Below are 19,358 nucleotides of genomic sequence, written 5' to 3'. Positions count from 1 at the left end.
CTGCCATGAGCGACGCGCCTCCCAAGGGACCGGTGCGCCCCCGCACGCGCGGCCCCGTCGAACTCGTGCTGGAGATCGGCATCGGCCTGACCTTCGTGGCGTTGTTCTCCTGGTTCGTGGGCATCCTCATCGAGATCGGCGGGATGTACCTGCTGTGGAAGGACGAGGGAGTGGTCCATGCACGCACGCTGGTGGAGCAGGACCTGGGATACATCGCCGCCGCGCCGCGCAGCCTCCTGGTGCCCGACACGGTGGCGTTTTCTCGGCAGATCGTGCGATGGGTGCAGATTCCCTACGAGCGGCTCGGCGTGCTGCGCTGGTATGCGCGCTTCAACGGTCCGCAGGCGGCGCCTGAGCCCACGCCATCGCACGCCACCGCCGCAGTCGGTGGCAATCCGCGCGAGGGCAGTCCCTTGTCCAAGGGGGTGAGCCAGGTCAGCCGCTCCATGGGCAAGCTCCTGTCGCAATGGGCGCTGGTCTCGATGTACGTCGCACAGGACGTCCTGCTGCGCATGTCGGTGGCGCTGTTCGCCTTGCCCGCTTTCGTCCTCGCCTGCCTGGTGGGGGCCGTCGATGGCCTGGTGCGCCGCGACCTGCGCCGCTGGGGCGGCGGGCGGGAAAGCTCCTTCTTCTATCACCACGCCAAACGCTACACCGCCTGGTCGCTCACCGGCGGCTTCGGCCTGTATCTCACCTGGCCCTTCGGCGGCTTCAACCCCGCCTACATGGTCCTCGTCTTCACCGTCCTCGTCGCCGCCACCCTCTCGACCACCGTGGCGGCTTTCAAGAAATATGTCTGAACCCATCAGGAGAACCATGATGCAATCCCCGCCCTCCCACGAAACTGGCCAACGCTGCCGCAGTGCCTGGCTGATCGCCCTGCTGCTGGCGGCGGGCGCGGCCGCAACCGTTCCCGCGCACGCCGGCGACGAGGACACCGAGCGTGAGCACCTGGCGCGCATCGCGCACGAGATCGAGCGCGTGCAGGCCATGGTGGCCACCGCCGCGCAGGATGCGCCCACCGGCCAGCGCGTCAAGTTCCGCTACGACTGGCTGGCCAGCGACTTGCAGATGCTGCGCGAGGGCATCGAGCGGCACACCGACACCCCTCGCCAGCCGCGGCCCGTGGCGCCGCTGCGCGGCGACTACCGCCAGTGAGTCAGGTGACGCCATGAACCAGACCATGCGCGAGGCCTTTCGCACCGGCTCGGGCGCCGATCCTGCAGCCTTCAAGACCACGCTCACGCTCATCGTGAGCGCCGTGGTCCTGACCTTCTTCGCCTGGATCGTGATGCAGCTCATGGATGCCTACCGCCACGAGCGCGTGACCGCGGTGCAGGCCACCATCGCCGGCGTCAAGGCCATGGTGCTGCTCTCGCTCGTCCTCTACGTCGTGGTCTAGCCGCGACCTCTTTTTCCAACCCGTTTTCACCGAAGGACCCATCCACATGCCATCGTCCCCATTGCTCCGTCTGCAAAGCCTCCAGGCGCTCGCCCGCAACACCCTTTCCATTGCCCGGGACCGCGCAGCCCGTGCATTGCTCGCTCCTGCCGTGGCGCTGATATGCACTCCTGCCCTGGCAGCGCTGCCCACCATGCCCAAGCCCGGCGAGGCCATCGGCGGCGGCACGGTCGCCGAGGGCGACTGGCTGGGCAACATGGGGGCCTTGATGAAGGCCGGCCTCATCATTCTCGGCCTCATCATCGTGGGCTATGGATTCATCCATGTCGTTGCCGGTGCGATCGCGAAATGGCGCGCCTACACCGCGGGGAAAGCGGAAAAAGCCGACTTGGTGGAGTATTTCATCATGGCCGGCGTACTCGGTGGGTTCATGGTGATCATGGTGACCTACGCGCTGGAAACCATCAAGTGAACCGGCAAGTCGCGCTGAATGCCCCGCACTCCCGACAACCATCCAGACGCACCGCAGCAATTTGCAGCTTCGCGCGGGGCCCCGCTGACCGCTCACGTGAACGTCGAGCCATCGATCTTCAACGGGATGACCACGACCGAGGCCAAGGTGATCGCAGCCGCGGCACTCGCTGCCTGTCTGTTCATGGGCGCCATCGTCACCACGTTCACGGGCCTGTGGCAGGTCATGCTGATGCTCGCGATCTTCGGGCCCATGGCGGTGCTGTGGTTCTCCTCGACCTGGCTGGCTCGCATCAAGCGCGGCCGGCCCGATGGCTACTACACCCAGTACCTGCACCTGTGGGCCGCTCGCCGGGGGTGGGTCCGGTGCCGCTTCATTGGGCACGAGGGCTGGTGGGACCTGGGGCGCTCCTTCGAGGGCTCGCTCGCCTCTGCCTTGCGGCCACCGAGGGAGGTGCGCAGGGATTCGCACGGCCAGTCCCCTGCCGACACACATCACCGACCGGATTGATCCGCCCGATCAACTGAGCCACCGACACCATGAATCCCTACCTCGACGCCCTGGCCTCGGCCCGGGCACAGAACGCCACGCTGCGCCACGCGATCCTCATCGTCGCCGCCATGGGCGCCCTGGGCATGTACTACGCCCACTCTATGCCCAAGAACCTGGATCTGCACCTCGCGCCCAACGTCAAGGCCGGCGACAGTGTGCACGTGGAGAGCGGCAACGCGCCCGTGCCCGACACCAACGTCTATGGCTTCGCTTACTACATCTGGCAGCAGGTCAACCGCTGGCAGGCCGATGGCGCCAAGGACTATGGCTCGCAGATATTCTCCCTGCAAGCCTTCGTGACGCCAGCCTGCCGGGCCCAGCTCGAAGCGGACATGCAGTCGCGCTACAACAGCGGCGAGTTGCGCTCGCGCACGCGGCAGATGACGGAGATTCCCGGCTTCGGTTACTCCAGCGCGCGCGTGGTCGCGGACGGCCCGGATGCCTGGACCGTGCTGCTGGACATGCAGCTCATGGAGAGCTTCCGGGGCCAGCCCGTCAAGGATGCGTTCATCCGCTACCCGCTGCGCATCGTCCGCTACGACGTGGACCGCGAGAAGAATCCGTGGCGATTGGCCATCGACTGCTATGGCGCCAACCGGCCGGCGCGCCTGGAGATGAGCGAGGTGCAGGCGGTGCGCAGCGGCCAGGCCGCGCCCCGGCTGCCCACCACCCTTACGCCCGCGACCCTCCCGCGCACGGCCGACCAGCGCGCGGACCCCAACAGTCCCCAGGCCACGCCCCTGCAGGCCCAGGGCGGCGCTTCGCCCTCCGCATCCACCCCTTCGTCCCCTGCCCACCAATGATGGTCCACCACACCATGACCCGACTCCTGTTCCGACGCTCCGTGCTGGCCGCGGTCGCTGCCGTCTCGATGCTGCCCTGCCTGCCGCAGGCGCAGGAGGTCCGCCAGCTCTCCCTGGCCAACGTTCCACCGGACATGATCGATGCCGGGCCGCAAGGCAGTGCGCAAGGGGGCGGAAAGCCCGCCGGCAGGAACGACGTCGACCTGGGACAGGATCTGTCTCCCGAGGGGACCAGCCCGCAGCCTGGGTCAGTGGGAGCCGCCTCGCCCGCGCGGGCGGCCGCCCAGGCGGCACGCGCAGGGAGTTCCTCGGCTGCTCGCACTCGCCGCCCACCCGCCACGGGTGCCGCCGCCCGCGCCGGCGTGGAGCGCGCCGTCTTCGAGCGCGCGCCCATCGCCGTGCCCCTGCCCGTGGGCCGTGAGCGGCTCATCACGCTGCCGGCGCCCGCCGCCCTGCATGTCCCTCGCGACATGGAGTCGGTGGCCCGCCTGGAGGTGATCGACCGCACGCTGTATGCGACCGCCCTGGTCCCCTTCACCACCTTGCGCATCGTCGCGGAACTGGTGGACAGCGGCCAGCAGATCCCAATGGATCTCGTTGCGGGCGAGAGTACGGCTTCGGCCACTTCCGAGCTGGAGGTGTTCGTGGTCGAGCCGGGCAAGTCCGGCCCCGCGGCAACCGCCACCGCCGGTGCCGCAGGGGGCGTCACCGCGGCCAAGGAGGCCGAGCCGGAGCAGCCCGCCGCCGACATGGTGCAGCTCACCCGGTATGCGGCGCGGATGCTCTATGCACCGCGGCGCCTGGCCTACGACCTGCCCGGCGTGCGTCAGGTGGAGGTGGGAACGCAGCCCGTCACCGGCCTGCTGCGTGGCGCCCGGGTGGAGGCCGCGCCCCTGGGCCAATGGCGCTCGGGCAACCTGTACGTGACGGCCGTGCGCGTGACCAACCGCGCCAGGACGCCCCTGGAGTTGCCTTTGGAGGACATCCGGGGACGCTGGATCTCCGCGACCGCGCAGCACGGACGCATCGGCCCGGCCGGCAGCGACTGGGACACCACCGCCCTGTACCTAGTGTGCGAGCGCGCCTTCGAGGCTTGTCTTTAACGGAATTCGGCATGCACTTGCTCACGCATTTGCTGCTTTGCTAATTGAAGGGTACGAGCGATTTTTATGACTCCAAAGAACAGACTGCTCAGGGATGACAGGGCTATCAAGATGGGCTACAGCGCAGACAAGCGCAAGCGCAAAAACCAGCATCGCGTGAATGCAAAGCAGCTACTGCGCGAAGCTGGATTCTTTGCCCAAGGCGGGCAACGCGGCACCACGATGCACCAGGTTGCCAAGTGGCATCTGGACCAAGCGCGCATGCTCGCCCGGTCTTGACGCAAGGCAAGACGATGGCCACCACCAGCAACAAACTCATTCCCGTCCTGGGCACCGTCGGTGCCGCCGTCATCATCGGCGTGCTGTACCAGCAGTTCTCCGGACCCGCCCAGCCGAAGGCGGACGCCCCCATGAAGGCCGTCCCCGATCCCGCCAAGTCCAAGACCGCCCTACCCAAGGCGGCTGGAGCCGACAACGACACGCCGGCCGAGACCCTCGCCACCGTGGTGGCCAGCAACGCGCAGCTGCGCCAGGACGTTGCCAAGATCATCGAGACGAACAACCGCCTGACCGAAGAGAACCGGCGCCTGGGGGGTACGGGTGGTACTGCAGGCGCGGGTAGCCCGGCGCAGGCAAACAACCCCAGTGCCGCTTCATTGCCGGCACCACAGGCCACCGCCATCGATCCCCCCGCCGCCGAAAAATCCGCCCTGGGCAACGCGATCGACACCGCCGCAGAGGCTGCGGACACGCTCATGAAGGGCCTGCCTGGTTCGCCAAGTTCGTCCAGCTCGTCGACCACGCGCGGCCCGTCCACGGGACCGCAGGCCGTACCAGGTTCGCGTGCCGGCGCCGCGGGCTGGTCGGATGCCGGTGCCGCTGCCCAGGCTGATTCGGCCGCCGGTGTGGTCCAGTACAAGCTCATGACCCCCATGGGCTACGTCGCGCACGTGGACCCGGCGCGGGGATCGGGCGCCGTGGCCACGACGCGGTTCGTGCGCACCACGCAACCGAGCGGCGACGCCGGCGCCGCAGGCACTGCGGGGCCTGCCACGCAGGCCGCGAGAGCGGCTGCGCAGAAGGCCGAGGACATCCCCTTCTTCACGCTCCCCGAGAACTCCACGCTCGCAGGCGTCACCGCCATGACCAGCCTCATCGGCCGGGTGCCCATCGATGGCCGGGTGACGGACCCCATGCAGTTCAAGGCCATGGTCGGGCGCGACAACCTCGCCGCGAGCGGCTGGGAGCTGCCGCCCGACATCGCCGGCATGATCGTGACGGGGGTGGCCATCGGGGACATGGCGCTGTCGTGTTCCGAGGGCAAGGTGCGCTCGATCACCTTTGTCTTCAACGACGGCACCGTGCGCACCGTGTCTTCGCGCAACCGGGGCGGCGGGATTTCCACGGGGAGCGGATCGGGCGGTTCATCGGGCGGCGACATCGGCTTCATCTCGGACCTGCACGGCAACCCGTGCATCCCGGGCAAGTTCGTGACCAACGCGGCGAGCTACCTCACCGACATCAGCATGCTGCGCGGCCTCGGCGTGGCCGGCCAGGCCTTCGCCGACGCGCAACGCACGCAGCGCAACAACAACGACGGATCGACGTCCTCCTCGATCACGGGCGACCGAGGGCGCTTCGCCATGGGCCAGGCCGTGAGCGGCGCCACCGACGAGGTGACCCAGTGGATGCTCCAGCGCCTTCGCAACAGCTTCGATGCGGTGATCGTGCCCTCGGGTGCGCAGCTCGTCATCCACCTGGACCAGGAAATCCGCCTGGACAAAGCCGTCAACGCCCGCCGCCTGGTGCATCGCCAGCAGGGCGGCACCCAAATCGCACGAGGAGAACGCCATGGTCTCGAATGACCCCATCCCAACGACATCACGCCTGATGCCTGCAGCCTGCTTGTTCCTGGTCCTGCTGGGCTCCGGCTGTTCGGTCACCGGAAACCGGGAATCGCCCATCAACGAGGTCACCCGCGGCAGCCCGACCGTGCTGGACATCTACCGCGGCAAGGCCTTGGCTTCCAAGGAAGATGGAGCGGGCGAGTCTGCCCGCACGCAGACCGCGCAGGAACGCCTGCGCGGGGCATCGACCGCCAGGCCCATCGCCGCCGGCGACGCCGACGCCGACACACGCCGCTACTGGTCCGCCCTGGAGCCCATGCGCCAGCGCTTCGCCCGCGTGCCCAACCCCGATCTCGTCATGGTGGTCTATCCGCACCTGGCGCGCGGCACCTACCCGGTGCCGGGTTATGTGACAACGTTCCCGATGTACGAGCAGACGTTCTACGCGCTACCGGGAGAGGTCGAGCAGGACCTGCAGGTGGGGCGTGCCCTGCGTCCGGACGCTGGCGCGACGACAGCCAAGAGCACTCGCTGATTGCCTCAAGGCCGTTTTCACCGAGCCCACCACGAAGAACCTCCGACCCATGCTCCTCGATCTGATCCGACCCAAGCGCGCGCCCGGCTCCCCTGCCGAGGGCGCGGCCGCGACGACCACCGCTTCATCCTCCTCCAATGGCCAGACTGTGGCGCAACGCCGGCGCATGGCCCTGCGCCCGCCCTCCTTCACCGACATGCTGCCCTATGTCGCCTACGAGAGCGAGGACAAGGTGTTCGTGCTCAAGGACGGCGCCACCCTCGGCGCGATGTTCGAGCTGTCCGCCATTCCCACCGAGGCGCAGGCCGCGCACGTGCTCGCCGAACATGCTCTCAAGGTGCAGGAAGCCCTGCAGGCGCTCCCCGAGTCGGACGCCTCCCCCTGGATCGTCCAGTTCTTCGCCAGCGACGACCGCAATCTCGGCCCTTTGGCGGGGGTGCTGCGTGACTACATCGCCGAGCAGCACAAGGACTACCCCGAGCGCTGCCGCGCCATCCTGGATTCGCGCTTCACCCAGTCGGTCCTGTCGGAGATGTCCCGGCACCTGGATCTGGTATCCCGCCCGCAGGGCCTGTTCACAGACACCCTGGTGACGGGCCAGGTCTGGCGCGGCCAGATGCGGCGCGTGCGCTGCTGCATCTACAAGCGCTTCGCCGGGCTGGCCGACGACCCGGCGCCGCCCACCGCGCAGATCGAGTCGGTGGCGATCACCCTGATGTCCACCTTCAGCGAGGCGGGTGTCGCCGCGCGCCGCTGCACCGGCCGCGACCTCTACGAATGGCTGCTGCCGTTCTTCAACCGCGCCGTGCCCTGGGCTAGCACGCCCACCGACCTTTTGCGCCAGGCGCCCTACCCCACCGATGCGGGCACGGGGTGGCCCCAAGCGCCCCTGTTCGGCTGCGACCTGTCGGACCTGCTCAACCTCTCGCCCCCGAAGTCCGACCTGGCGGCCGGCACCTTCGAGTTCGATGGCTTGCCCGTCAAGGCACTGGCTCTGCAGAGCATGCGCAGTCAGCCGCAGATCGGCCACTTCTCGGCCGAACTGCAAAGCGGCAAGGAGAGCTTCGCGCGCCTGGACCGCCTGCCCGCCGGCGCCATGCTTTCCATCTCTCTCACCGTGCAACCGCAGCACCAGCTGGAGCGCCACATCGAGCGCATCCGCGATGCCTCTCGCGCCAAGTCCGCTGCTGCCATGGAGACGCACCGCGAGTGCGAGCAGGTCCTTGCCCGGATGGTGCAAGGGGACAAGCTCTACCCCATGATGATGACGCTCTACGTGAGCGGACACGACACCGCCGACCTGGAGCAGCAGATCTCCCAGGTCAATGCGCTGCTCGTGCCCTCGGGCCTGCGGTTCATCGATTCCAAGCACGACCTGGTGCCCCTGGACACCTTCATGCGTGGGCTGCCCTTCAACTTCGATCCGGCATTCGACAACCGTTCACTGCGCCGCTCACGCCTGACCTTCGCCTCCCACGCCGCCGCGCTGCTGCCCGTGTATGGACGGGCGCGCGGGACGCCCCACCCGGGCATGTGGTTCTGGAACCGCGGCGGCGAGCCGCTCTGGGTCGATCCGCTGAACCGGCGGGACCGCAAGAAAAACGCCCACATGCTCGTGCTGGGCCCTACGGGCGCGGGCAAGTCGGCCACGCTGAACTACCTGGCCATGATGACCATGGCCATCCACAAGCCTCGCCTGGTGATCGTGGACGCGGGCCGCTCCTTCGAGCTGCTGCTCGCGTACTTTAAGGGCATGGGCCTGTCCACCCACCATGTCACGCTCACGAGCGAAGCGGACGTATCGCTGCCGCCCTTCGTGCATGCCCTGCGGCTGCTGGACGATCCCGATGTCATGTCCTCCTACAACGCGGCCGAGCAGCAGGCCCGGGTCAACGCCGGCGTGCCGGACGACGAGGGCATCGACATCCTGATCGGCGAATTGGACGAGGAGCCCTCGGGCACCCAGGCCGCAACGGCCACGCCTGCAGAAGATCACGATGACGAAGGGACGGAGCGGCGCGATCTGCTGGGCGAGATGCTGATCGCCGCCATCATGATGATCACCGGCGGCGAGGAGCAGGAGGTCGCCCGCATGGGCCGCGCCGACCGCTACCTCGTCTCGCGGGCGATCATCCGCGCGTCCGTGCGCTGTAAAAGGGAAGGCCGCACGCACCCGCTGACCCAGGACGTGGCCATCGAACTCATGGGCATGCACCGCGACGAGACGCTCTCCGGCCCGCGCCAGATGCGCGCGGAAGAAATGGGCCAGTCCATGATGACCTTCACGCAGGCGCTGCGCGGCAAGCTCTTCAATCGCGAGGGACAGGACTGGCCGGACGCGGACGTGACCCTCATCGAGATGGGAACGCTCACGCAGGATGGCTACGGCGACGCCCTGGCGGTGGCCTACACCAGCCTCATCGACTCGGTGCAGTCGCGCGGCGAGCGCACGCAGGCCGAGGGCCGCCCCATCGTCTTCCTGACCGACGAAGGCCACTTGATCACCACCAACGAGTTGCTGGGCCCGAAGATCGCCAAGGGCACCAAGATGTGGCGCAAGCTGAACATCTGGTTCTGGCTGGCGACGCAGAATTTGCAGGATTTCCCGGACTCCATGGAGCGGGTGCTCTCCATGTGCGAGTACTGGATGCTGCTCACCATGGATCGCTCGGAGATCGCCGAGGTCGCACGGTTTCGGAGCCTCACGCCCGAGCAGCGCCATCTGATGGAGTCCGCCCGCAAGGAGCCGCCCAAGTACACCGAGGGCGTCATCATCTCGGCGCTCGGCCAGATGCTGTTTCGCAACGTGCCGCCTGCGCTGCCGATCGCCCTCGCCATGACCGAGGGCCACGAGAAGGCGCACCGGCGCCGGCTCATGGACCAGCACGGCTGCACCGAACTGGAGGCGGCCATGCTTGTGGCCGAGGAACTCGTGAAGGCACGCGGGTGAGCGCCATGCAAGCGATCCGCTCCAAAGCATGGTCCTGCGCGCTGGCCTTTCCGCTGCTCATGGGGGCCACCCTGTCCCCAGCACAAACCATCCAGGCGAACCAGGTCATCCTGGGCGATCACCTGTACCGCGGCGTCACCCAGGTGGAGATCTTCGCCAACTCGGCCATGCTGGTGACCCCGCAGCGCTCGGACCGGTTCAAGCTCGACATCTACCGCCTGGACGCCATGGCGCGCGTGCAGCAGTCCATCAACCAGGGATTGCCGCAAAACGAGGCCGATGCCCGCGCGTGGCTCGTTGCGAACGAAGCGCGCATCCGCCGGCAGGTGCAGCCCGTGGTCGCCAACGCGGCCAATGGCATCACCCTGGCGATGCACTATCGCATCGACCGGCTGCCGGCCATCGTCGTGAACCGCCAGACCGTGGTGTTCGGGATGACGGACGTGAATGCCGCGCTGGCCGCGTTCCAGCGCGCCCGGGCATCCTCTGTGTCGGCCTCTGGATCGAGGGGCGTGCAATGAATAGGCCATCACCTTTTCGCCGATCGATGGGCAACGCAAGGGGCCCCTTGGCAGCGCTGCGATCCGCCGCCGTTGCACTGGTCCTGTCCGGTTCCTTCGCCATGGCGCCCGGCACGGCCTTGGCGCAGACCACCAACACCGTGGCGATCCTGACCGCCACCTTGCAATCCTTCCCCAGCTGCCTGTCCTACCAGGTCAAGGGGATGTGCTTCTTCCTGCGCTGCAACATCAAGGGCTGCACGGTCCTCTATTCGATCCGCATGAGCCACTACCTGCCCGATGCGATCGTGAGCACCTACAACGATCCGCTGATGCACCCCTGGCTGGAGGTGGGCAAGCCGATCGCCGCCGCCATGGCGGGCGTGGGCTCGGCCATGGCCGGCATGCCCCTGGATTCCGCGGCCGATACCGCCCGCGACGACACCGAGATCACCACCTTCAAGGGAGCGGACGCCATCGGCAACCCCGTGGGCATGGTGGCGAGCGCGCTCTCCACCGGGACGCTGCCGAACGTGCCCTCCGTGTTCGGCATCCCAGGGATCTCGGAGTTGATGGAGTTCCCCACCGAAGAACTGCCCAACATCCAGCGCGAATGGATGTCCGTGCCCATGGATGCGGCCAATTCGGTCCTGCAGGGTGCGGCGAATCTTGCCAAGGCCCCCATGGACATCATCGGCAAGATCACGAGCCTGCCCGGGCGCCTGTCGCAGCTGCAGTCCGCGGCCGGCAACGTCGGCAGCTTCCTGGGCTCCAGCAGCGGTCTGGCTACCCTGGGCATGGATGCGGCCGCGCTTGCGGGCATCGACCTGGGGCCCTTGCAGCAGGTCGTGTCGATCGCATCGCTTGCCGGCGGCAGCATGGACCTGGGGCCGGGCGGTCTTTTTTGCCCGGGCGGCGCCTCCGCGTTCGGACTGCACTACCAGTCCGAACTGGATGCGCTGTTCTGGCGCGGCATCCTGCCGGTGGAGATGCTGTACGCATCCTCCTGGGTGCCCACCCACAACGAGGTGAGCCACTCGGGGATCACCAGTACCTGGGGCAGCATCTACCCGCGCACGGGCGAGGTGGTTCAGCAGCACCCGGTCAAGGCCTCGGCCGTACTGGCCGAGCGCGTGGCCAGCATCATCAAGAAGCGCGCCCAACCCCACATCTACAAGCGCCTGGAGACCAGCGGCAACTTCAAGTATTTTTCCTCCATCGAGGACTCCGACACTCGCTGGTCGATGGTCTATCCCCGCACCACCACGAACTGCGTGCGGTTCGGCGAGAACGACTCCCTGTCCCTGCTGTCCTTTGGTGATGGCCGCACCAGCGCCGTCAACGGCTACGTCTGGAACCTCTGGAACAAGTACGACTGCTGCCAGCGCCGCGGCATCTACCTGTTCTCGGTTCCCTGATCCATCGCTCGAACGCCTCCGCACATTTTTCAGCACTCTCATGCGATTCATCTCGATCTCGAAATCCCCATTGCGCCCCCACGCGCTGGCCGCGGCGCTTGCCCTGGCCAGCATGGGCACCACATCGGCCTTGCATGCACAGCCGGTGTCCAACTCCACCCTGTACTACCGCATGGGCGGCGGCACGCCGGGCGGCGCCGCCAACAACCGCGGGCAGACCTCCCAGGCCCTGGGCCTGCAGGCCAACCTGCGCCTGAACTATTCCTGCGGCAAGTTTGATGTGGGCATGTCCTGGGGCAACATCATGAACAACATCTCGCGGCTGGGTCAGCAGGTGACCAATGCCGTGCAGGCGGGGATCGCCTCGCTGCCGCTGTACGTCCTGCAGCGCGCCCAGCCGGGCCTGTACCAGCTCTTTCAGAACTACAGCCAGAAGGCGGATCTGCTGGTCGCCTCCTCGCTCAAGACCTGTGAGGAAACAGAGGCCATGATCCGGGCCGGCCAGAATCCCTACGAGGACTGGATCAAGATGGCCAAGGGCGATGCATGGAAGGTCAAGGCCAACACGTCCGGCGACATCGTGCAGGCCAAGATCGACATCAACAAGAACGAGGAAGCGCAGCGCACGGGTGTGAACTGGGTGTTCGGTCAGAAGGCCGGCGGCATCAACTCGCTTCCCCTTCGTCCCATCCGGGATCTCTCGGTGGCCGGATACAACGCGACGCTGAACAAGTCCGTCACGACCTCCTCCAGCACCAGCTATACCGCAACCAGTGACAAGTCCACGCGCTTGGTGCAAGCCTTCGCATCGCCAGACGACCTGGCCCGATTCACCACCGAGGTGCTGGGCGACAAGCGCGTCTATACCTGCTCGCAAAGCGCGGACTGTCCGGTCGCGACGGCGGTGACCACGGCGTCCGGCCTGGGCCCGAAGTACGAAGCGGAGGTGGACCAGGTGCTGCCGAAGCTGCAGGCCATGGCGGGCGCCCCCTCGGGCAGTCCCTACGCCGATCTGAACACGATCGCCGCGCCCGGCATGGCCATCAGCCCGCAGCTGCTGGACGCGCTGCGCAAGCTGCCTCCCGACACGCGCGGCATTGCTGTGACCCGGCTTGGGCAGGAGTTGGCGATGCACCGGGTCATCGACAAGGCGCTGGTGGCGCGCGCCGTGCTGCTCACGGGCCTGAGCCTGCCCGAGGTGACGGCTGCGGGCGACGCCATGCGGGACACGCAGTCGCAGATCGACCGGCTGACGCAATTCATCAACGACCTGATGTTCGAGGCCAGGATTCGCAAGGAACTGACCTCCGACACGGCCCTGGCCATCATGGGCAGCCAGTTCCAGGCCGACTCGCGCTCGATGCGCGTGCCCGATGGGCGGGCGGCCGATCCCCAGCCGATGGAGAACGGCCGCGTGAAGGTGACGCCATGAGCATGCAGCCTCGTGAAACCGAAACGGGAGAGCCAGTGGGTGGAGCGGAGACCGAGCGTCCGGGGTCATCCCGGCGCCGGCGGCTGCTGCGCCTGGCGTTCATCGGCCTGGCCTGGCTGGCCGGCGCAAGCGCCATGGGGTTCGTCCTGGTCGCGCTGCTGTCGCACCTGCAGGTGCAGCCCGAGACCCTGGCCACGCTCCAGGTCTGGGCGACCCAGATTCGGCACTACGGTGCGCTGGTGCAGTGCATGGTCGTCGCCGGCATCGGCATCTGGTGGCAGGCCATCGTGGCCTGGGGTGCGCGCCGCGGCATCGTGCGGCCGCGGGAGCATGCGCAGGTCATCGCCCTGCGGTGGAAGGTGATGGCGTTCTTGATCACCTACCTGCTGCTGATTCCGGTCGGGCCGGCCACGTTGCTGCGTTGGCTGCAGGCGTGACAAGCATCCAGGCGCGGCTTGATCTCACTGCTCCATTTGGAGCAGTGAGATCGCAGTGCGCGCAAGTCATTGAATCGAAACAGGAATCTCACTGCGCAAATTTTCGCAGTGAGAACCGATGAACCCAAACCAGATGAAGTCGATGTCGAAGATCCACCTCAAACCAGCCTCGATCCAATTGAGCGGAGCCGCGCCCCTGCCCTGTGTTTGCTCTCGTGCGGCGAGGCTGCGCCACGTCCACCGCCTGCTGGCGCAACTCGTCGATGCCCTGCAGGAGCCGGGTCGGCCGGCCTTGCCCGCAGCCCTCCTGGCCACGCTGCAGGAGCCGACGCTCGAAGACTCGCTCGCCGAGCCCGGCCAGCTGCCCGGCACGCCCCGCAGATTGCACTGATCCGAACTCACCTTTCGCCACCACCATGCAGCTCGACAGCTACCTCGAAATCTTCACCACCATGTACGGGTGGGCCTTCGCCAACATCATCGGCGAGGTGATCACCGGCACCGGCCTGATCATCGTGCCCTTCGCGGTCATCCTCTTCAACGCCTGGCGCGAGGCCAAGGAGCAGGGCCTGGAGAGCGCCGGCGTGCTGCCGCTCCTGGAGAGCGTGGGCACGAAGATCATCGTCGCACTGTTCGTGATGTCGCTGTGCTTCGCCACGACGCCCATCACGTCGCTCAGCTCCGTCAACCTGAGCTACTTGCCCGACGCGACCCCCCAGGAGCCCAACCCCACCATGGTCTCGCGCAACGGCGGCACGGGCTCGGGCTACGACGCGGCGATGAAGGATGCGTCAGACGGCACCATGAGCACGGCGGGCAACCTCTCCCAGGTGCCGGCCTGGTGGTTCTCCACCATGGCCATCTCCTCGGGCATCAACCGCGCCGTGCGCGCCGGCATTCGATCGGGCGACCGGCAGATCCGCATGGTCGAGGACATGGCACGCAACGCGACCATCCAGGACCCGCGCGTGCTCAACGCCATCCAGCGCTTCTACAGCGAGTGCTTCATCCCGGCCCGAAGCCGCTACCTGGCGGCCGCCAGCGGCGCCCTTTCGCCGACAGGGCAAAGCCTCGTGGCGGTGGACAACAAGGAGTACGGCCCCACGGACGTGGACTGGATCGGCAGCCAGCTGTTTCGCACGGAGCCGGGCTACTACGCCGACATGCGTTCGTACAACCCGGTGCCGGATTTCCCGGTGGATTTCTCCCGCGACATCGACTACTACAACCCCGCCAGCGGCATCGCCCCGCCCCACTCCGGCGTGGTCAATCCCGAGTGGGGCCGCCCAACATGCAAGCAGTGGTGGGAGGATGGCACCAACGGGGTGCGCGAGAAGATGGTGGGCCACGCCGGCAGCTTCGGCAAACTCGTGGAGGTGGCGAGCAGCGCCATGAACTGGAGCAGCATCGACCAGGCCAAAGATTCCTTCGCGCGCCTGGCGCAAAAGCGCGCCAACCCCCAGTTCGTGGACCCCGATCGCATCATGGGCACCGACTACGACACGGTGACCTCGTTCAGCCGGACCGTCGTGGGCGCGGCCACGGTACTCGGCGTGGGCTGGGAAGCCACCCTGGCCAGCCTGTCGATGCAGCCGCTCATCACCGGCCTGCCGATGATCCAGGCGCTGGTGCTGATGGCGATCTACATGTTCCTGCCGCTGATCACCTTCCTGAGCGGCTACGACCTGCGCGTGCTGTTTTATGGCGCGGTGGCGATCTTCACCGTGAAGCTGTGGGCGACCATGTGGTTCATCGCCCAGTGGATCGACGCCAGGCTCATCGACGCGATGTACCCTGGAGCGCAGGGCAACATCTTCGTGCAGGAAATCTCACAACTCGCCGGCTCCATGGCGTCGTCCGGCTACAAGCGGATGATCCTGAATATCCTGATGATTTCACTGTTCATCGGCTTGCCGTTGGTTTGGACGGCAATGATGAGCTGGGTAGGTATCCAAATTGGAGCTCAAATTGGTGACCTAATGAAAGTGTCTGAAGGATTAGCAAAAAGCAGTGCTGGGAAAACTGCAGGCCCTGTCAAAGCCATAGGCAAAGGAATCACAAAACTTTAATTAGATTACTTCCGCGGCCCGTAATAATGCTCCCACTGTGCGTCGGTCACGTTTGTGTAAGTTGGAGTGCCGTATCTGTCAAGGTATCCCTCCGGAACAGATGTTTCTGCTTCTTTTTCCTCTTCAAAATCTGGCGCCGTGGAAAGTATGAACAGGAAAATCTTTCCCATCACCGCCAAAGTGCCGAGGAGGAACGCGCCGATCTTGAAGGCGTTCTTCGGCCGGGCGCTGGCCCTGAGGCTGCCTGCGGCAGCGGCTTCACGGGCCTGCGACTCCACAGAGCGCAGCAGTGGCTTGAATACCGCGATGAACTCCTTGAGGGAATCGCGAACCCAGAGCGCGAGAATGACGCAAACCCGCAGCAGGAATTTGCCGCCATGAAAAAGCAATCGCCAGAAATAGTGGTTCGTTCGCATGGCCTGAAGGCTCCCTTGTTATTGGTGCCCGCGATCATCGACAGGCGCTGTTGGTGTGTCAATCCTTTGCGAGCGCAGGGCTTGTAACTTTCTGCTGAAACCCACATCCGTGCCGGTCTCGGCTAATGGGCGATCAGCGGCACGTCGATGCCGGAGGCAGTCACCAGGAATCCGGTCGCCGTCGCGTCGACGTCAATGGCCACTCCCAGAATCCCGTCGACCGGCCGCACGGAAATGCCCAGTTCCCTGCAGCGGCATGCTCGGCCAGCAATTGCCGCATCTGCACCGGATTCAGGACCAACCGAACAGGCGGCGATTGCCCTGCTCGCATTTGCCGGTAGATGACGCTGACGATGTTCTCGAACAGGTAACCCATTCCTTCTTTCTCCCTGATTGCAATTGTGATCCATTGTCTTTGTATTGCACAATACAAATCAAGATTCGAGTTCTACAAGCCATGAGCCAGCCCTCCAACACGACGCCCACACAGCAGACCTACACGGAACTGCAGCAGGCCTACAGCCACTTCAACGAGACGCTCTTCGGCGGTGCCCTGCCAGGCTGCCTAATCACGCTGCAGCGCGAAAAGCGCACGTGCGGGTACTTCTCGGCCCAGCGCTTCGCCAACCTGGAGGGCGGCATGACGGACGAGATCGCCATGAATCCTGCCTACTTCGCCGTGGTGCCGGTGGTGGAGACGATGCAGACTCTCGCCCATGAGATGTGCCACCTGTGGCAATCGCATTTCGGCAAGCCCGGGCGTGGCCGTTACCACAACGAGGAGTGGGCATCAAAGATGGAAGCCATCGGACTGATGCCCTCCTCCACCGGCCAGCCCGGAGGCAAGCGGACTGGGGACATGATGGCGGACTACGCCATCGAAGGCGGTCCGTTCCTTGCGGCCTGCGCCGAGTTGCTCACCCGCTCATTCCGGATCAGCTGGTACGACCGCTTCCCTGCGCCAGAGCATGTGCGCGCGGGCCAGGGCAGCATGGGCATGCACTTGGCTGCGTCAGTGGGCGGTGGCAGTGTGCCGGCGCAGTCCATCGCCGTGATGTCCAGCCTGGTCGATCCAGCGGCCATTGCAGGCCAAGACGGTGAGGGGAACCCCAAGCCGGCGGCGAACAAATCCAACCGCGCCAAGTACGTCTGCCCTTGCGAGAAACAGGTGTGGGGCAAGCCGGGGTTGTTGCTGATCTGTGGCAGTTGCCGGAAGGATTTCGAGATGCAGGGCTGAGTTTTTCTTTCACCAACCATCGCTGCGGTAGAGCCGGGTATTGCAGTGATTGCAAATAAAAACTCTTCGGTGGTCCGTCGCGCCAGTCACACCCCAATTCTTGATGCTGCGCGAATTGCAGCGAATGCACTTGATACCTCTGGGAGTTTGTGCCTCCGGATGGTTTTTCACGTATTGGGTGAATGTCAAGGTGTCTTTTTTGATGCGTCTGACGTGCCTCATCGTTCTGGTCAGGAAAAAGACGACCCCATACAGAAGCAGCACAACCCCTATCAAATCAAGTATCTTCTTCATATCAAGCCAACGGTGGAAAAGAGGTGGATGAACGAAAAATCAGACCTCCAGGCCATAGCTCTTCGCCTCGCTCCAAGACTGTTTGCCGGCAGCAACACGATGAAATATCGCGTCCTGCAATTTTTTTGCCTCTGGCTTTAAATGGGCCCACCGCTCCGCTTCGCACGCCATCCCCGACACAGAGAGTTGCTCGGTCAACTTGATCCCGGCACTGCCCAATCCCCTGGCAAATCGCCAAAAGCTGCACGCGCTGTAAAGCTCCTGAATGATAGTGATTGGTAGGTCGTAGGTCTGGGCTAGAAATAGCAGCAAGGCGGTTCCGTAGCCTTGCCGGCGATGTGTGTCGAGTATCTCCACTTTATAGAGATAGACCCGATCATTCAGTGGAGACACGGCGTAGCAAGCCCTTCCCACTTCGATATCTGCCTCGTTTTTGATGATTACGTTTACGTCCGGATTGGGTGATGTGAACGTCATGTAGTAATAGCGCGTGACGTCTACGGTGATTTTGGGGACATGTGCAAGCCGACGCTGTACAAGCCACCGAGAAAGAAAATTACTCACGGTACCTCCCTGTTTGAAATCTTTTTTGCACCAGGTGGCGGCCAATCAAGCAGTCAGCGTGCGCTCCGAATGCAGGCGAACTCGGGGGTGCGATCAACCGCGCACGAGCCGATTCACCGCGTGACCGGACAGGCCTCGGCTGGGCTCTGCAGTCTGGGAATCTACCTCCCCTGCAGTTAGCTGCACTCGGCAGCCAGGCTCTCGGTCTCCAGGACGATGGGTAAAGGCGTGTGGTCAGCATCGAACTGCCCCTGCCTCCAGCCCAGCATCAGCGTGGCCTCGTCCGAGAAAAACACCGGCGGAAGGTCTGCAGCCGAGTGCCGCAATCCCAGCGCATATGCCATCCACCAGGCACGACTCTCCTGCGCATTTCCCTGATCGGGATCGAAAGACTGCAGGACGCGCGCGTTGGCCAATACGCAGCGCGCATCGAGGGCTTGTTCGGGAAGGCTTTTCATGTTGTCTCTTCCGATCGATCAGCCGCGCACGAGCCGATTCACCGCGTAGCCGGACAGGCACAGCAGCGCGAACGCGCCCAGCTTCGTATACCACTCGGCCCACCATACGCTGAACAACTCCCGGTGCGTGGAGTCGGGACTGTTGCCGTAGGCCCAATGATCGATCGCTGGAAACCAGGCACACCACACGAGAGCCAAGAACAGTGGCCAGGTGTTTCGGATGCCGAAGACGGAATCTCTGTCGAAAAGAAAGATGAAGAAGCCGGCAAACAACGTCACCGCGAATGTATAGCCCGTCACCCTCACTGCGGTAGCTAGGTCCAGACCCGTCGCCCCTGCGATGGACGCGATGACCGCCATGCCAAGGATCATCCATCTGCCGTCGTCGCTTTCGTAAGCGTTCGCCATATGACCTCCCAGTCATTGATTTTTCGTTTGCCATGAGAACCGGTGGCTGTCAAGCCGAAACCGTGCGCCACGTGCCGGATGGTTTCCGGCTGACGTCCGGCCCGTGCCCACCTACATTGCTGCCGATGTCCAAGAACCATGCTTCCGATGCAGCCCGCATGGCGAGCCAAGCCGGCGTCCCCTCTGCCCACAAGGTCGAAACCCGCGTGCTCTGGTGCGCTGGCCAGGGCCAAGTCTGCAATGCCGGCGTGTTCGTGTTCGCCCTGCTCTTTTTCTGGCTGGTCCTGCCGGTCGGCTGGGCGCTGTATCGGTATTTGCGAACGGCGAATCACCATTGGGAGCCTCTCACAACCCCATGTTTGACGAATCCGAATAGGGAGGAGTGGGCGCCAGTAGCCGTTTGAGCGTGATGAGGCCCAGCAGCGGTCTGCGCCTGGGTGCATGAGGGGCCTTGCAGGCCC

At 65.2% G+C, this 19,358-nt stretch carries 24 protein-coding genes; 19 read left to right on the top strand and 5 right to left on the bottom strand.

Features of this window, described 5'->3' with window-relative positions; all coding sequences use genetic code 11:
* Nucleotides 1–5: 5 nt before the first annotated feature.
* From AVAK2825_RS13860 to AVAK2825_RS13780, 17 genes are all read left to right on the top strand, one after another.
* Complete coding sequence (locus AVAK2825_RS13860; protein WP_284399663.1) at nt 6–800, top strand: TIGR03747 family integrating conjugative element membrane protein; 795 nt, start codon at nt 6–8, stop codon at nt 798–800.
* Between the two features lie 19 nt (nt 801–819).
* Nucleotides 820–1,158 (top strand): integrative conjugative element protein, RAQPRD family, encoded by a 339-nt coding sequence (locus AVAK2825_RS13855; RefSeq protein ID WP_284399660.1) that lies wholly within the window; start codon nt 820–822, stop codon nt 1,156–1,158.
* Nucleotides 1,159–1,171: 13 nt separating this feature from the next.
* Nucleotides 1,172–1,402, top strand: a complete 231-nt coding sequence (locus AVAK2825_RS13850; RefSeq protein WP_284399655.1) for a DUF3262 family protein — start codon at nt 1,172–1,174, stop codon at nt 1,400–1,402.
* A gap of 46 nt (nt 1,403–1,448) precedes the next feature.
* On the top strand, nt 1,449–1,874 hold the full coding sequence (locus AVAK2825_RS13845; RefSeq protein ID WP_284399652.1) for a DUF2976 domain-containing protein: 426 nt from the start codon (nt 1,449–1,451) through the stop codon (nt 1,872–1,874).
* 18 nt (nt 1,875–1,892) lie between these two features.
* Nucleotides 1,893–2,384 (top strand): TIGR03750 family conjugal transfer protein, encoded by a 492-nt coding sequence (locus tag AVAK2825_RS13840; RefSeq protein ID WP_284399649.1) that lies wholly within the window; start codon nt 1,893–1,895, stop codon nt 2,382–2,384.
* 29 nt (nt 2,385–2,413) lie between these two features.
* Nucleotides 2,414–3,229: a PFL_4703 family integrating conjugative element protein gene (locus tag AVAK2825_RS13835; RefSeq protein ID WP_284399647.1), complete on the top strand. Its 816-nt coding sequence runs from the start codon at nt 2,414–2,416 to the stop codon at nt 3,227–3,229.
* Between the two features lie 14 nt (nt 3,230–3,243).
* Entirely contained in the window at nt 3,244–4,332 is a 1,089-nt protein-coding gene (locus tag AVAK2825_RS13830; RefSeq protein ID WP_284399645.1) for a TIGR03749 family integrating conjugative element protein, read from the top strand.
* Nucleotides 4,333–4,398: 66 nt separating this feature from the next.
* Nucleotides 4,399–4,611, top strand: a complete 213-nt coding sequence (locus tag AVAK2825_RS13825) for a hypothetical protein (RefSeq protein ID WP_272563667.1) — start codon at nt 4,399–4,401, stop codon at nt 4,609–4,611.
* Between the two features lie 14 nt (nt 4,612–4,625).
* Nucleotides 4,626–6,197: a TIGR03752 family integrating conjugative element protein gene (locus AVAK2825_RS13820; RefSeq protein ID WP_284399630.1), complete on the top strand. Its 1,572-nt coding sequence runs from the start codon at nt 4,626–4,628 to the stop codon at nt 6,195–6,197.
* A complete protein-coding gene (locus AVAK2825_RS13815; protein WP_502870540.1) occupies nt 6,184–6,714 on the top strand; it encodes a TIGR03751 family conjugal transfer lipoprotein in 531 nt (176 codons plus the stop codon). Before AVAK2825_RS13820 ends, AVAK2825_RS13815 begins: the two co-directional genes overlap by 14 nt.
* Before the next feature lie 49 nt (nt 6,715–6,763).
* Nucleotides 6,764–9,664, top strand: coding sequence for a conjugative transfer ATPase (locus tag AVAK2825_RS13810; RefSeq protein WP_284399627.1), 2,901 nt, complete (start codon nt 6,764–6,766; stop codon nt 9,662–9,664).
* Nucleotides 9,665–9,669: 5 nt separating this feature from the next.
* Nucleotides 9,670–10,185 (top strand): TIGR03757 family integrating conjugative element protein, encoded by a 516-nt coding sequence (locus AVAK2825_RS13805; RefSeq protein ID WP_284399624.1) that lies wholly within the window; start codon nt 9,670–9,672, stop codon nt 10,183–10,185.
* Between the two features lie 47 nt (nt 10,186–10,232).
* Complete coding sequence (locus AVAK2825_RS13800; RefSeq protein WP_284399619.1) at nt 10,233–11,582, top strand: TraU family protein; 1,350 nt, start codon at nt 10,233–10,235, stop codon at nt 11,580–11,582.
* A gap of 40 nt (nt 11,583–11,622) precedes the next feature.
* Nucleotides 11,623–13,014, top strand: coding sequence for an integrating conjugative element protein (locus tag AVAK2825_RS13795; RefSeq protein ID WP_284399611.1), 1,392 nt, complete (start codon nt 11,623–11,625; stop codon nt 13,012–13,014).
* Entirely contained in the window at nt 13,011–13,451 is a 441-nt protein-coding gene (locus tag AVAK2825_RS13790) for a hypothetical protein (protein ID WP_284399609.1), read from the top strand. Before AVAK2825_RS13795 ends, AVAK2825_RS13790 begins: the two co-directional genes overlap by 4 nt.
* Nucleotides 13,452–13,569: 118 nt before the next feature.
* Nucleotides 13,570–13,842: a hypothetical protein gene (locus AVAK2825_RS13785; protein ID WP_284399606.1), complete on the top strand. Its 273-nt coding sequence runs from the start codon at nt 13,570–13,572 to the stop codon at nt 13,840–13,842.
* Between the two features lie 25 nt (nt 13,843–13,867).
* Nucleotides 13,868–15,520 carry a conjugal transfer protein TraG N-terminal domain-containing protein gene (locus AVAK2825_RS13780; RefSeq protein ID WP_284399605.1) on the top strand — a complete coding sequence of 551 codons (1,653 nt, stop codon included), beginning with the start codon at nt 13,868–13,870 and terminating at the stop codon, nt 15,518–15,520.
* A 5-nt stretch (nt 15,521–15,525) separates the two neighbouring features.
* Here AVAK2825_RS13780 and AVAK2825_RS13775 read toward each other — a convergent pair whose 3' ends face one another.
* On the bottom strand, nt 15,526–15,936 hold the full coding sequence (locus tag AVAK2825_RS13775; protein WP_284399603.1) for a hypothetical protein: 411 nt from the start codon (nt 15,934–15,936) through the stop codon (nt 15,526–15,528).
* Nucleotides 15,937–16,096: 160 nt separating this feature from the next.
* Nucleotides 16,097–16,312 (bottom strand): hypothetical protein, encoded by a 216-nt coding sequence (locus AVAK2825_RS13770; RefSeq protein ID WP_284399601.1) that lies wholly within the window; start codon nt 16,310–16,312, stop codon nt 16,097–16,099.
* 81 nt (nt 16,313–16,393) lie between these two features.
* Between AVAK2825_RS13770 and AVAK2825_RS13765 the strand changes: the two genes are divergently transcribed.
* Nucleotides 16,394–17,173: a SprT-like domain-containing protein gene (locus AVAK2825_RS13765; RefSeq protein WP_284399598.1), complete on the top strand. Its 780-nt coding sequence runs from the start codon at nt 16,394–16,396 to the stop codon at nt 17,171–17,173.
* A gap of 333 nt (nt 17,174–17,506) precedes the next feature.
* Here AVAK2825_RS13765 and AVAK2825_RS13760 read toward each other — a convergent pair whose 3' ends face one another.
* From AVAK2825_RS13760 to AVAK2825_RS13750, 3 genes are all read right to left on the bottom strand, one after another.
* Nucleotides 17,507–18,076, bottom strand: coding sequence for a GNAT family protein (locus AVAK2825_RS13760; protein ID WP_284399596.1), 570 nt, complete (start codon nt 18,074–18,076; stop codon nt 17,507–17,509).
* Between the two features lie 131 nt (nt 18,077–18,207).
* On the bottom strand, nt 18,208–18,489 hold the full coding sequence (locus tag AVAK2825_RS13755) for a hypothetical protein (protein ID WP_284399593.1): 282 nt from the start codon (nt 18,487–18,489) through the stop codon (nt 18,208–18,210).
* Between the two features lie 18 nt (nt 18,490–18,507).
* Nucleotides 18,508–18,897 carry a hypothetical protein gene (locus tag AVAK2825_RS13750; RefSeq protein ID WP_284399590.1) on the bottom strand — a complete coding sequence of 130 codons (390 nt, stop codon included), beginning with the start codon at nt 18,895–18,897 and terminating at the stop codon, nt 18,508–18,510.
* Between the two features lie 125 nt (nt 18,898–19,022).
* Between AVAK2825_RS13750 and AVAK2825_RS13745 the strand changes: the two genes are divergently transcribed.
* Nucleotides 19,023–19,301, top strand: a complete 279-nt coding sequence (locus AVAK2825_RS13745) for a hypothetical protein (RefSeq protein WP_284399588.1) — start codon at nt 19,023–19,025, stop codon at nt 19,299–19,301.
* The last annotated feature ends 57 nt before the right edge of the window (nt 19,302–19,358 follow it).

Origin of the sequence: Acidovorax sp. SUPP2825, from assembly GCF_030158995.1 — a bacterium.
Lineage (GTDB): Bacteria > Pseudomonadota > Gammaproteobacteria > Burkholderiales > Burkholderiaceae_C > Paracidovorax.
Note: the sequence above shows the minus strand (reverse complement) of the source record. Positions and strands in the feature narration are given on the sequence as shown.

Excerpts from the sequence above, each read along its gene's own strand:
- AVAK2825_RS13860 (WP_284399663.1), top strand. The coding sequence starts at position 6 with ATGAGCGACGCGCCTCCCAAGGGACCGGTGCGCCCCCGCACGCGCGGC.
- AVAK2825_RS13855 (WP_284399660.1), top strand. The coding sequence starts at position 820 with ATGCAATCCCCGCCCTCCCACGAAACTGGCCAACGCTGCCGCAGTGCC.
- AVAK2825_RS13850 (WP_284399655.1), top strand. The coding sequence starts at position 1,172 with ATGAACCAGACCATGCGCGAGGCCTTTCGCACCGGCTCGGGCGCCGAT.
- AVAK2825_RS13845 (WP_284399652.1), top strand. The coding sequence starts at position 1,449 with ATGCCATCGTCCCCATTGCTCCGTCTGCAAAGCCTCCAGGCGCTCGCC.
- AVAK2825_RS13840 (WP_284399649.1), top strand. The coding sequence starts at position 1,893 with ATGCCCCGCACTCCCGACAACCATCCAGACGCACCGCAGCAATTTGCA.
- AVAK2825_RS13835 (WP_284399647.1), top strand. The coding sequence starts at position 2,414 with ATGAATCCCTACCTCGACGCCCTGGCCTCGGCCCGGGCACAGAACGCC.
- AVAK2825_RS13830 (WP_284399645.1), top strand. The coding sequence starts at position 3,244 with ATGACCCGACTCCTGTTCCGACGCTCCGTGCTGGCCGCGGTCGCTGCC.
- AVAK2825_RS13825 (WP_272563667.1), top strand. The coding sequence starts at position 4,399 with ATGACTCCAAAGAACAGACTGCTCAGGGATGACAGGGCTATCAAGATG.
- AVAK2825_RS13820 (WP_284399630.1), top strand. The coding sequence starts at position 4,626 with ATGGCCACCACCAGCAACAAACTCATTCCCGTCCTGGGCACCGTCGGT.
- AVAK2825_RS13815 (WP_502870540.1), top strand. The coding sequence starts at position 6,184 with ATGGTCTCGAATGACCCCATCCCAACGACATCACGCCTGATGCCTGCA.
- AVAK2825_RS13810 (WP_284399627.1), top strand. The coding sequence starts at position 6,764 with ATGCTCCTCGATCTGATCCGACCCAAGCGCGCGCCCGGCTCCCCTGCC.
- AVAK2825_RS13805 (WP_284399624.1), top strand. The coding sequence starts at position 9,670 with ATGCAAGCGATCCGCTCCAAAGCATGGTCCTGCGCGCTGGCCTTTCCG.
- AVAK2825_RS13795 (WP_284399611.1), top strand. The coding sequence starts at position 11,623 with ATGCGATTCATCTCGATCTCGAAATCCCCATTGCGCCCCCACGCGCTG.
- AVAK2825_RS13790 (WP_284399609.1), top strand. The coding sequence starts at position 13,011 with ATGAGCATGCAGCCTCGTGAAACCGAAACGGGAGAGCCAGTGGGTGGA.
- AVAK2825_RS13785 (WP_284399606.1), top strand. The coding sequence starts at position 13,570 with ATGAACCCAAACCAGATGAAGTCGATGTCGAAGATCCACCTCAAACCA.
- AVAK2825_RS13780 (WP_284399605.1), top strand. The coding sequence starts at position 13,868 with ATGCAGCTCGACAGCTACCTCGAAATCTTCACCACCATGTACGGGTGG.
- AVAK2825_RS13775 (WP_284399603.1), bottom strand. The coding sequence starts at position 15,936 with ATGCGAACGAACCACTATTTCTGGCGATTGCTTTTTCATGGCGGCAAA.
- AVAK2825_RS13770 (WP_284399601.1), bottom strand. The coding sequence starts at position 16,312 with ATGGGTTACCTGTTCGAGAACATCGTCAGCGTCATCTACCGGCAAATG.
- AVAK2825_RS13765 (WP_284399598.1), top strand. The coding sequence starts at position 16,394 with ATGAGCCAGCCCTCCAACACGACGCCCACACAGCAGACCTACACGGAA.
- AVAK2825_RS13755 (WP_284399593.1), bottom strand. The coding sequence starts at position 18,489 with ATGAAAAGCCTTCCCGAACAAGCCCTCGATGCGCGCTGCGTATTGGCC.
- AVAK2825_RS13750 (WP_284399590.1), bottom strand. The coding sequence starts at position 18,897 with ATGGCGAACGCTTACGAAAGCGACGACGGCAGATGGATGATCCTTGGC.
- AVAK2825_RS13745 (WP_284399588.1), top strand. The coding sequence starts at position 19,023 with ATGTCCAAGAACCATGCTTCCGATGCAGCCCGCATGGCGAGCCAAGCC.